Source organism: Microbacterium sp. (genome assembly GCF_031988965.1).
Lineage (GTDB): Bacteria > Actinomycetota > Actinomycetes > Actinomycetales > Microbacteriaceae > Microbacterium.
In genome coordinates this window covers 1-10,134 of record NZ_DALZXX010000106.1, presented here as the reverse complement: position 1 = coordinate 10,134, position 10,134 = coordinate 1, and the positions used below count along the sequence as shown (strand labels likewise).

Here is a 10,134-nt window from a genome sequence, read left to right as displayed (position 1 = left end):
GAACGGCACCGCTCCTGCGGCCACCGCCCGCTCCTGTGCCAGCTTGCCCGCGTAATAGGAGGCATCGATCCCGTCGATCCCCACGATCGACAGCGCCACATGGTGCCCGACGCCGGCAGCATCCTCTGCGGCCAGCAGATGTCGGGTCGCGGTCTCGAAGAACCCGACGGACACCGACGCCGACATGGTCGACACGTTCGTGACGTCGATCACGGCATCCACCCCCTGCAGCGCGTCGGCGAGACCGACCCCCGTGGTCACGTCGGCACCGGCCGAGCGCGACAGCACGACCGCATCGTGCCCCGCGGCCCGCGCCGCGTCGACCGTGTGCCGGCCGACCACACCTGTTCCTCCTGCAACCGCGATCCTCATCCGACTACCTCTCTGCTCACGGGCGCACACACGCCTCTTGCATACGATGACGAATCAGCATCCGAGAACGTGAGGCCTCACACGCCGCCCTGCTCCGTCGTCATATCCTGCGAGAGCATCCGCGCGCGCCACCCCGAGGAGATACCCATGGACGACGACCTCGACGACGTCTTCCGCGAGCGCCGGCGACTGCTCGCGCTCGGCTACCGGATGACGGGAACGCTGGCGGATGCCGAGGACATCGTGCAGGAGACCTACCTGCGCTGGTATCGACTCACCGCTGCCGAACGCGAGGCGATCGCCAACCCCGCAGGGTGGCTGACCACGGTCGCTGGGCGCATCGCCCTCGACCTGCTGGGGTCCGCCCGGCGCAGACGTGAGCAGTACGTCGGCCCCTGGCTGCCCGAGCCGGTGCCGGCCGACCGCTTCTCCGGCGCGACGGCACCGCGCACGACGGCATCCGCAGAAGATCCGCTCGACCGCATCACCCTCGATGACGAAGTCTCCACCGCCCTGCTCGTCGTGCTCGAGGCGATGACTCCGGCCGAGCGCGTCGCCTTCGTGCTGCACGACGGTGCCCTTCGACGAGATCGCCGACGCCGTCGGACGCTCCCCTGCCGCGGTGCGCCAGCTGGCGGCATCCGCTCGTCGTCACGTCCGCGAGAACCGGGCGACCGCCGTGCCCCGCGCTGAGCACGATCGAGTGGTGCGTGCGTTCCAGAAGGCGACTCGCAGCGGAGAGGTGGCCCCGCTGCTGCGTTTTCTCGCACCCGACGTCGAGCTGCGCAGCGATGGCGGCGGCGTGGTCAGCGCGGCTCGCAACGTCGTGAGCGGCGCCGAGAACGTCGCGCGCTTCCTGCTCGGCATCGCGGCCAAGCGGCCCGCCATGACGATGGAGCAGCAGCAGTTCGGCGACGGGCTCGGCTTCATCTTCCGCGAGGAGGGCGACGTGATCGCGGTCATGAACGTCGACGTCTCTCAGGGCGCGATCACGCAGGTGTGGATCGTGCTCGCCCCCGCGAAGCTGTCGTCCTGGCTGCCCGGCTGACTCCAGTCGAACCCGGACGACGCGAATCGCCCACCTCCGGCATCCTGCTACCGTCATCCAGTGCGCACCCGAGCGCAGATGCAGGAGACCCGATGAGCGACCACCAGATCAGGGATGCCGAGACCGCCGACCTCGAGGCCATCACGGCGATCCACAACGACGCGGTGCTGAACACCACCGCGATCTGGAACGAAGAGGCGGTCACCGTCGACGACCGCGCCGCGTGGCTCGGCGATCGACAGCAGAAGGGCTATCCGGTGATCGTCGCCGTCGACGCCTCCGGCGTGCTCGGCTACGCGACCTTCGGCGACTGGCGCCCGCACAGCGGCTACCGCCACACCGTCGAGCACTCGGTCTACGTGCGCGATGGCCAGCGCGGTCGGGGCATCGGCAAGGCGCTCATGATCGAGCTCATCCTCCGCGCTCGCGAGCTCGGCAAGCACGTCATGGTGGCGGCCATCGAGAGCAGCAACACGGGGTCGATCATCATGCACAAGCGCCTCGACTTCATGCAGGTCGGACGGATGCCGCAGGTCGGCGCCAAGTTCGACCGCTGGCTCGACCTCACCTTCCTGCAGCTCGTGCTCGACCAGCGTCCCTTCCCGGACGAGATCTCGTGAACGTCTTCCTCTGGCTCGTCGACGCCTTCAACTCGCAGTGGGTGCTCCCGGGTGGGCAGGTGCTGCTCGTGCGCGAGGTGGTCGGCAACATCTTCGGCCTCGCCAGCGCACTCGGCGGCATGCGCCGCAAGATCTGGGCGTGGCCGGTCGGCATCGTCGGCAACGTGCTGCTGCTCACCGTGTTCCTCGGCACGATCCTGAACCCCGACCACGAGCTGCCGCACCTGCTCGGTCAGGCCGGCCGGCAGGTGATGTTCATCGTCGTCGCGATCTACGGCTGGGTGCGGTGGCGCCAGGCGGCGTCCGACGGCGGACGCGTCACTCCGCGATGGGCGCCGACGAGCGCCCGCATCGGGCTGGTGCTCGTGATGATCATCGGCACGGTCGCGCTGACCCCGCTGTTCCGGCTGCTCGGTTCGTATGAGCCGGTCTGGGCGGATGCCTGGACGTTCGTCGGCTCACTGCTCGCCACCTACGGCATGGCCAAGGGGTGGACCGAGTTCTGGCTCATCTGGATCGCCGTCGACGTGGTCGGCGTGCCGCTGCTGTTCAGCTCGGGCTTCTACGCGACCGGGTTCATGTACGTCTTCTACGGCGTCTTCACGGCTGTCGGCTTCGTGGTCTGGTGCCGCGCGCAGGCGCACGACAAACCGCAGGTCGACACGCTCATGCCCGACCCCCGCCCGATCACGTCCACGATGAAGACCGTCGACGGCGACCACCACTGACGCCTTCGAATCGCTTACTTTGCAGTTCACGCCTGGTCGACACTGCAAAGTGAGCGATTCGAAAGCGTGGGGGGCGCGCCCCGAATGTGTCGGTGCATGTCGTCGAAGGTGGCCGGTCAGGTGCTCGGCGGGTTTGCTAGTCCCCATGACTCGTCAGATCCGCTTCAACGCCTTCGACATGAACTGCGTCGCCCACCAGTCGTCCGGGCTGTGGCGGCATCCTGACGATCGCTCGCGTCAGTACAACACCATCTCGTACTGGACGGATCTCGCGAAGCTGCTCGAGAGCGCGACCTTCGACGGCATCTTCATCGCCGACGTGCTCGGCACCTATGACGTCTACGGCGGCACGAACGAGGCGGCGATCCGCAACGGCGCCCAGGTTCCGGTGAACGACCCGATCCTGCTCGTCAGCGCCATGGCCGCCGTCACCGAGCACCTCGGCTTCGGCATCACGGCGGGCACCGCGTTCGAGCATCCGTATCCGTTCGCCCGACGCCTCAGCACGCTCGACCACCTGACCAACGGACGCGTCGGATGGAACGTCGTGACCGGCTACCTGCCCAGCGCCGCCCGCAACATGGGCCAGACCGACCAGCTCGCGCACGACGACCGCTACGACCACGCCGACGAGTACGTCGAGGTGCTCTACAAGCTGTGGGAGGGCTCGTGGGAAGACGACGCCGTCGTCGAGGACCGCGAGCGCGGCATCTTCACCGACCCGGCGAAGGTGCACCCGATCGGCCACGAGGGAAAGCACTTCAGCGTTCCCGGCATCCATATCTCCGAGCCGTCGCCGCAGCGCACCCCGGTGATCTACCAGGCGGGAGCCAGCCCGCGCGGCGTGCGCTTCGCGTCGGAGAACGCCGAGGCGATCTTCGTCGCCGCCCCCTCGAAGGAGGTGCTCGCCGGCACCGTCAAGCGCATCCGCGACGCGCTGGAGGATGCCTGTCGTGACCGCTACGACGCGAAGATCTACACGCTGCTGACCGTGATCACCGGGGCGACGAGCGAGGATGCCGCGGCGAAGCACGCCGAGTACCTCTCGTACGCGAGCCCCGAGGGCGCGCTGACGTTCATGTCGGGATGGATGGGCGTCGACCTGTCGCAGTACGCGGAGGACGAGCCCGTCGGCAACGTCGAGTCGAACGCGATCCAGTCGGTGCTGCAGCACCTGAAGGAGGAGGCCGACCTCGGGCGCGAGTGGACCGTCGGCGACTTCGGCCGCCACAACGCGATCGGCGGCCTCGGCCCCACGGCCGTCGGTTCGGGCGTGGAGATCGCCGACGAGCTGCAGTCGTGGGTCGAGGAGACCGACATCGACGGCTTCAACCTCGCCTACGCCGTGACCCCCGGCACCTGGCAGGACGTCATCGAGCACGTCATCCCGGTGCTGCGCGAGCGCGGCGTCTACCCCGAGGAGTACGCGCCCGGCACGCTGCGCAACAAGCTGCAGGGCAAGGGCGACCGCGTGCAGGACACGCATCGCGCCGCGCGCTATCGGGTGGGGGCGACGGCTCCGGTCGCCTGATCCGCTCGCGCGGACGCTACTCGGCCTTCGAGCTGAAGAGTCCGCGCAGCACCAGGAAGACGACGACCGCGACGACGAGCACGATCGCGAGCTTGGCGATGAACCACAGGATCGAGAACAGCGCGCTGACGATCCACCAGGCGATCACCACGGCGAGGATGACGCCGACGATGGTCCAGAGCGAGTTCTTGTTCATGTCTCCAGCCTAGGCGGCGGAGCCGACGTCTCAGATCCGGATGCGTGAGGGGCACCCTCCCCCACGCGGTGCGTTCCGTCAAGACCCTTCTCGCATCGGCGAGCCGGGGTGAGAGTGAGAGCATCCGATCTTTGGGAGCTCTTCCATGTCCGCGACAGCACTCACCCCGTCCGCACTCCACGGCATCACCGCGCGTGGCCCGCTCGGCGACGCCGTCATCCGCCGTCTGACCGGAGGTGACGATGTCGGTCTCGGCGCTGAGGCCGAGGCGGCGCTGGCGGCGAGCGCCGATGTCGTGCGCGACGACGACATCCAGCTCGCTCTCTTCGTGCTCTACGCCTCGTCATACGGCTCGCTGCCCGACCTCGACCCGACCCTCGAGTGGGATCCGGGTGTCGTCGCCGCGCGGGGTCTTCTCGAGCACGCGTTCGAGCAGGCGCTGCGGGCGTCCGTGCCGATGCCCGACCTGCCCGAGCCGACGGTGGATGCCGTCGGCCGCGCGCTCTTCGCCCTCGCCGAGGCCGACGCCGGCCCGAGCCTGTCGCGGTACGTCGCGAAGAAGGCGACCGAGGAGCAGATGCACGAGTTCTTCATGCAGCGCTCGATCTACACGCTGCGCGAGGCCGATCCGCACTCCTGGGCGATCCCCCGTCTCAGCGGCCGGGCGAAGGCGGCGCTCGTCGAGATCCAGTCCGACGAGTACGGCGCGGGGCGCCCCGATCGGGTGCACGCGACGATCTTCGCGCGGGCGATGCGCGGCGCCGGACTCGACGACACCTACGGCGGATACGTCGACGACGTGCCCGCGATCACCCTCGCCTCGCTCAACTCCATGTCGATGTTCGGCCTCAACCGCCGCCTCGTCGGGGCGATCGTCGGCCACCTCGCCGCCTTCGAGATGACCTCGTCGATCCCGAACCGGCTGTACGCCGACGGTCTGCGGCGTCTCGGCTTCACAGAGGACGTCACCGACTACTTCGACGAGCACGTCGAAGCGGATGCCGTGCACGAGCAGATCGCGGCGCGCGACCTCGCCGGGGGACTGGCCGAGGACCACCCCGAGCTGCTGGCCGACATCATGTTCGGAGCATCCGCCTGCCTCACCGTCGACGGCTGGGCCGCCGGCCACATGCTCGACTCGTGGACGCGCGGCGAATCGTCGCTGCGACAGCGGGACGTCCGATGAGCGGGCACGAGGATGCCGTCACGATCACGGCATACCCCGACGGGCCGCTGCTCGTGCGCGGCGCCGCGGTGCTCGAGACCTCGGACGGTGAGCCGATCGAGGTGACACGACGCACGGTGGCGCTGTGCCGCTGCGGGCTCTCGACGATCAAGCCGTTCTGCGACGGCACGCACAAGGCATCAGGGTTCCGCACCGACGTGTGACGCCCGGATCTGTCGGCGGCGAGATCAGTGTCCGACCGCCGGCAGGCATCCGCCGTCCATGATGATGCCGCCGATCTCGACCGTGAGCACGTCGGCAGACACCTCGCCGAAGATGCAGCCGCCCTCCGGGGCCGCGGCGCCGAAAGCGACCGCGCGCTCGTCGCCGATCGTCTGGATTCCGGCGATGCCCGCATCCGCGAACGCGTCTTCCACCGCCTCGACCGAAATGGTCCCCGAGGTCCGGAGCGTCTCGAGCGCCGCGCGCACGTCGGCGGCCGGCTTCTCGGCAGCACCTCGGCTCTCGTCCGAGAGTTCCATCCGGTCACGGTAGCGATCGTTCTGCGCCATCGCGTGGTCAGGGTCGTACGGAGCGCAGTCCGGAGGCAGCTCGACGCCCTCGACCTGCGGGCATGCGGCGGTCGGCGTGGGGCTCGGGGACGCCGAGGGCGATGCTGCTCCCGGCGGGCCGGCCGTCGCCGTCGCGCACCCGGCGAGCATCGTGGCCGTCGCGATGACGAGAAGCAGCCCCGCTGCCCTCGACCTGTCCCCCCGGATTCCGGACATGCCCTCATGCAACCACACACGGCGAAGGAGTTCTCGCGTTCAGAAGGATCGATCCGCGCATCCTCTCCTTCCGTGCACGAGTTCTCCGTCGATGCGCGCCCGGGCGCGCCTGCATCTCCGACCCCGCTTCAGCGCGGATTCAGCAGCCGCCCGCCACACTGGAGGAATGCGGATCCTGGTGGTTGACGACGAGGTGCGGTTGGCCGACGCCGTGCGCCGGGGGCTCGAGGCCGAGGGCTTCGCGGTCGACGTCGCGAACAACGGCGTCGACGGGCTGTGGCGCGCGCGAGAGACCCGGTACGACGCGATCGTGCTCGACCTGATGATGCCCGGCATGAGCGGGTGGAAGGTGTGCGAGGCGCTGCGCGCCGAGGAGAACTGGACCCCCGTGCTCATGCTCACGGCGAAGGACGGCGAGTGGGATCAGGTCGAGGCCCTCGAGACGGGCGCCGACGACTACGTCACGAAGCCGTTCTCGTTCGCGATCCTCGTCGCCCGCATCCGCGCCCTCGTCCGCCGCGGCGCCGTCGCCCGCCCCGCCGTGCTCGAAGCCGGCGACCTGAAGCTCGACCCGTCGTCGCACCACGTGTGGCGCGGTGAGACACAGGTCACGCTGACCGCCCGCGAGTTCGCCGTGCTCGAGTACCTGATGCGCCACCGCGGCCAGGTGCTGTCGAAGCGCGCGCTGATCGAGGGCGTGTGGGACGACGACTTCGACGGCGACCCGAACATCGTCGAGGTGTACGTCGGCCACCTGCGCCGCAAGCTCGACAAGCCCTTCGGACGCGAGGCCATCGAGACGATCCGCGGCGCCGGCTACCGATTGGCGGCCGACGGTGGCTAGCCGGCCCTGGAAGTCGGTGCGCGCCCGCACGACCCTCGGCGCGACGCTCGTCGTCGCCGTCGCACTGCTCATCGGCGCGTTCTCGTTCTACAGCATCCTGAGCTCCAGCATCCATGCCAGCGCCGAGCGCGCCGCCGAGCAGCGCCTCGACGAGCTGACCGAGCGCCTCGACGGACCCGGCGGAGGCCCGGACGGGGGTCGCGGCATCGACACTCTCGACGACGAACTCGTGCAGATCATCGGCGCCGACGGCTCGGTGCGCTCGGCGAGTGAAGACGCCCGTGACGACCTCGGATCCAGCGCCCTGCCGATCTCCGGCGATCCGCGGCGGGTGACGGTCGACGGCACACCGATGCTGGTCGTCTCGGACGACATCGACGACGACCAGACCCTCGTGCTCGCCGTCCCGATCGAGGACGACGACGAGACCCTGTCGACCGTGGGCGTGCTGCTCGCGGTCGCGCTGCCCCTGCTGCTCGTGCTCGTCGCCGTCACGACCTGGCTCGTCGTGGGCCGAGCCCTGAAGCCCGTCACCCGCATCCGCGAAGAGGTCGACGGCATCACCGCCGAACACCTGCACAACCGCGTCGAGGTGCCGCCGTCGTCCGACGAGATCGCGGCGCTCGCGACCACCATGAACCGGATGCTCGACCGCCTCGACGCGTCGGCGACCGCGCAGCGGCGCTTCGTCTCGGATGCCTCCCACGAGCTGCGCTCGCCTCTCGCGACGATCCGCCAGCACGCCGAGCTCGCGCAGACGCACCCGGCCACCACGAGCATCGGCGAGCTCGCCGAGGTCGTCTCCGACGAGGGCCTTCGGCTGCAGGGCATCGTCGAATCGCTGCTGCTGCTCGCGCGGCTCGACGAGGGCGGTGGCACGCACGATGAGTCGGTCGACCTCGACGATCTGGCCCTCGGCGAGGTTCGTCGACTGCGGTCGCGCGGGGTGGACGTCGACGGGTCCGGCATCCAGGCGGCCCGCGTCGAGGGAGACCCGCGCCTTCTCGGCCAACTGCTGCGCAACCTCGCCGACAACGCGGCGCGGCACAGCGCCGGGCACGTCGCGATCAGCGTGATCCCGCAGGATGCCTGGGTCTTCGTGACCGTCGAAGACGACGGAGCCGGCGTTCCTGCAGACGAACGCGAGCGCATCTTCGAGCGCTTCGTGCGGCTCGATGAAGCTCGCAGTCGGGATGCCGGCGGCAGCGGCCTCGGCCTCGCGATCGTGCAGGGGATCGCCGCGGCCAGCGGAGGAACCGTCGCGGTCGACGACTCCCGCTGGGGCGGCGCACGATTCGTGGTGACGCTGCCTCTCGCGACCTGAGCAGCGGGCCGGCGCGACAGCCTGTCGCACCCCGCATGGGAGCATGGAGCACATGCAGACCCCCATGATCGACTATCTGAACGTGCTGATGGAGTCGTGCGGGGAGGATGCCGGAGAGGTCGCGTCGTACATCCCCGAGCTCGCGCAGGCCGACCCCGATCAGCTCGCCATCGCTGTCGCCACCCTCGACGGCGAGGTCTATGTGGCGGGCGACGCCGACGTCGAGTTCACGATCCAGTCGATCTCGAAGCCGTTCACGTATGCGCTCGCGATCGCCGACCGGGGCCTCGACGCCGTGCTCGAGCGCATCGACGTCGAGCCCTCGGGCGACGCGTTCAACGAGATCTCCCTCGAGCCCGAGACAGGACGGCCGCGCAATCCGATGATCAACGCCGGCGCGATCGCGGCTCATGCACTGGTCAGCGGTGACGATTCGGATGCTCGTGTCGAGCGCATCCTCGACCTCTACAGCCGTCTGGCCGGGCGCGAGCTGTCGATCGCGGAGGACGTGTTCGAGTCCGAGATCTCATCCGCCGACCGCAACATGGCGCTCGCGTACATGCTCCGGACGGTGGGAACCCTCGACGCCGACCCCGCCGACGTGGTGCGCGGATACACGCGGCAGTGCTCGGCCTCGGTGACGGTGCGCGACCTCGCGCGCATGGCGTCGGTGCTCGCGGCGGGCGGCCGCACGCCCGACGGCGACCAGGTCATCGACCCTGTCATCAACCGTCAGGTGCTCAGCGTCATGACGACGTGCGGCATGTACGACTCCGCCGGAGACTGGCTGACCTCGGTCGGCATCCCCGCGAAGAGCGGGGTCGCGGGCGGGCTCATGGGAGTGCTGCCCGGCCAGGTGGGCATCGCCGTGTTCTCGCCTCGGCTCGACCCGCACGGCAACAGCACCCGCGGCGTGCGCATGTTCGAGCGCATGAACCACGATCTGGGGCTGCATCTGATGACCTCGACCGACACGGCCCGCTCGGTGTCGCGCCGGGTCGAGCACGACGGCGTCGCGGTGCACGAGATCGCCGGCGACCTGCACTTCATGGAGGCCGAGCGGGTGCTGCGCGGCTTCGCCGAGGAGTCGGCGGGCGACGAACCGGTCGTCATCGACCTCGACCGCGTGCAGCGGGCCAACAGCATCGCCCAGCGGATGCTGCTCGAAGGCGTCCGTCGTCTTCACCTCGACGGTCACGACGTGCGGATCGTCGACCCCTGGGGCGTGCTCGGCAGTGCCGAGACGGGCTCGGGCGAACTCGTGCACGGCGAGCAGGCGCACGGCGGCTTCGTGCCGGCATCCTTCTCCGACGTGGCGAGCGCGGTCCGCGGCTGAGCCGGGTGCCGCTCAGGCGTTCCTGAAGACCGCTTCAGGAGGCTTCAGGGTGGCTTCAGCACTCACGGGAGAACATCGAGTCATGAACGACAAGAACCCGACCCCCGACCAGACGCCCGAGAACCTGCCCGCAGGCGCGACTCCGCCGGCTCCGCCCGCACCGCCCGCACCGCCGGCACCGG

13 protein-coding genes are annotated in these 10,134 nt (G+C 69.6%); 10 read left to right on the top strand and 3 right to left on the bottom strand.

Translation table 11 applies throughout. The features are described 5' to 3' along the window. On the bottom strand, nt 1-372 hold a 372-nt coding region (locus RTM68_RS14185), incomplete at its 3' end, for an NAD-dependent epimerase/dehydratase family protein (RefSeq protein WP_312172041.1). Between the two features lie 147 nt (nt 373-519). On the opposite strand from RTM68_RS14185, the gene RTM68_RS14180 reads away from it, so the two are divergent. The 5 genes from RTM68_RS14180 to RTM68_RS14160 all read left to right on the top strand — a co-directional run bounded on the left by RTM68_RS14180 (nt 520) and on the right by RTM68_RS14160 (nt 4,299). Then, entirely contained in the window at nt 520-1,065 is a 546-nt protein-coding gene (locus RTM68_RS14180; RefSeq protein WP_312172038.1) for a sigma factor, read from the top strand. A gap of 13 nt (nt 1,066-1,078) precedes the next feature. Then, nucleotides 1,079-1,420, top strand: coding sequence for a hypothetical protein (locus RTM68_RS14175; protein ID WP_312172035.1), 342 nt, complete (start codon nt 1,079-1,081; stop codon nt 1,418-1,420). A gap of 92 nt (nt 1,421-1,512) precedes the next feature. After that, the gene (locus tag RTM68_RS14170; protein ID WP_312172032.1) at nt 1,513-2,040 is read left to right on the top strand and encodes an N-acetyltransferase family protein; all 528 of its coding nucleotides are present in this window, start codon (nt 1,513-1,515) and stop codon (nt 2,038-2,040) included. After that, on the top strand, nt 2,037-2,768 hold the full coding sequence (gene pnuC, locus RTM68_RS14165) for a nicotinamide riboside transporter PnuC (protein WP_312172030.1): 732 nt from the start codon (nt 2,037-2,039) through the stop codon (nt 2,766-2,768). Before RTM68_RS14170 ends, pnuC begins: the two co-directional genes overlap by 4 nt. A 145-nt stretch (nt 2,769-2,913) precedes the next feature. Further along, entirely contained in the window at nt 2,914-4,299 is a 1,386-nt protein-coding gene (locus RTM68_RS14160) for an LLM class flavin-dependent oxidoreductase (RefSeq protein ID WP_312172028.1), read from the top strand. A 16-nt stretch (nt 4,300-4,315) separates the two neighbouring features. Here the strand turns inward: RTM68_RS14160 and RTM68_RS14155 are convergent, their stop codons facing one another. Beyond that, on the bottom strand, nt 4,316-4,495 hold the full coding sequence (locus tag RTM68_RS14155; RefSeq protein WP_056311101.1) for a hypothetical protein: 180 nt from the start codon (nt 4,493-4,495) through the stop codon (nt 4,316-4,318). A gap of 145 nt (nt 4,496-4,640) precedes the next feature. On the opposite strand from RTM68_RS14155, the gene RTM68_RS14150 reads away from it, so the two are divergent. Continuing rightward, complete coding sequence (locus RTM68_RS14150) at nt 4,641-5,681, top strand: iron-containing redox enzyme family protein (RefSeq protein ID WP_312172024.1); 1,041 nt, start codon at nt 4,641-4,643, stop codon at nt 5,679-5,681. After that, entirely contained in the window at nt 5,678-5,884 is a 207-nt protein-coding gene (locus RTM68_RS14145; RefSeq protein ID WP_194762218.1) for a CDGSH iron-sulfur domain-containing protein, read from the top strand. The genes RTM68_RS14150 and RTM68_RS14145 overlap by 4 nt, the downstream gene beginning before the upstream one ends. 24 nt (nt 5,885-5,908) lie before the next feature. Here RTM68_RS14145 and RTM68_RS14140 read toward each other — a convergent pair whose 3' ends face one another. Continuing rightward, nucleotides 5,909-6,448 (bottom strand): hypothetical protein, encoded by a 540-nt coding sequence (locus RTM68_RS14140; protein WP_312172021.1) that lies wholly within the window; start codon nt 6,446-6,448, stop codon nt 5,909-5,911. A 166-nt stretch (nt 6,449-6,614) separates the two neighbouring features. On the opposite strand from RTM68_RS14140, the gene RTM68_RS14135 reads away from it, so the two are divergent. From RTM68_RS14135 to RTM68_RS14125, 3 genes are read left to right on the top strand one after another with little or no spacing between them, the layout of a single operon-like run. After that, nucleotides 6,615-7,292: a response regulator transcription factor gene (locus RTM68_RS14135; RefSeq protein WP_312172018.1), complete on the top strand. Its 678-nt coding sequence runs from the start codon at nt 6,615-6,617 to the stop codon at nt 7,290-7,292. Continuing rightward, nucleotides 7,285-8,616 carry a HAMP domain-containing sensor histidine kinase gene (locus RTM68_RS14130; RefSeq protein WP_312172016.1) on the top strand — a complete coding sequence of 444 codons (1,332 nt, stop codon included), beginning with the start codon at nt 7,285-7,287 and terminating at the stop codon, nt 8,614-8,616. The genes RTM68_RS14135 and RTM68_RS14130 overlap by 8 nt, the downstream gene beginning before the upstream one ends. Before the next feature lie 52 nt (nt 8,617-8,668). Then, entirely contained in the window at nt 8,669-9,952 is a 1,284-nt protein-coding gene (locus RTM68_RS14125) for a glutaminase (protein ID WP_312172014.1), read from the top strand. Nucleotides 9,953-10,134: the final 182 nt, after the last annotated feature.

Excerpts from the sequence above, each read along its gene's own strand:
- RTM68_RS14180 (WP_312172038.1), top strand. The coding sequence starts at position 520 with ATGGACGACGACCTCGACGACGTCTTCCGCGAGCGCCGGCGACTGCTC.
- RTM68_RS14170 (WP_312172032.1), top strand. The coding sequence starts at position 1,513 with ATGAGCGACCACCAGATCAGGGATGCCGAGACCGCCGACCTCGAGGCC.
- RTM68_RS14160 (WP_312172028.1), top strand. The coding sequence starts at position 2,914 with ATGACTCGTCAGATCCGCTTCAACGCCTTCGACATGAACTGCGTCGCC.
- RTM68_RS14155 (WP_056311101.1), bottom strand. The coding sequence starts at position 4,495 with ATGAACAAGAACTCGCTCTGGACCATCGTCGGCGTCATCCTCGCCGTG.
- RTM68_RS14150 (WP_312172024.1), top strand. The coding sequence starts at position 4,641 with ATGTCCGCGACAGCACTCACCCCGTCCGCACTCCACGGCATCACCGCG.
- RTM68_RS14145 (WP_194762218.1), top strand. The coding sequence starts at position 5,678 with ATGAGCGGGCACGAGGATGCCGTCACGATCACGGCATACCCCGACGGG.
- RTM68_RS14140 (WP_312172021.1), bottom strand. The coding sequence starts at position 6,448 with ATGTCCGGAATCCGGGGGGACAGGTCGAGGGCAGCGGGGCTGCTTCTC.
- RTM68_RS14135 (WP_312172018.1), top strand. The coding sequence starts at position 6,615 with ATGCGGATCCTGGTGGTTGACGACGAGGTGCGGTTGGCCGACGCCGTG.
- RTM68_RS14125 (WP_312172014.1), top strand. The coding sequence starts at position 8,669 with ATGCAGACCCCCATGATCGACTATCTGAACGTGCTGATGGAGTCGTGC.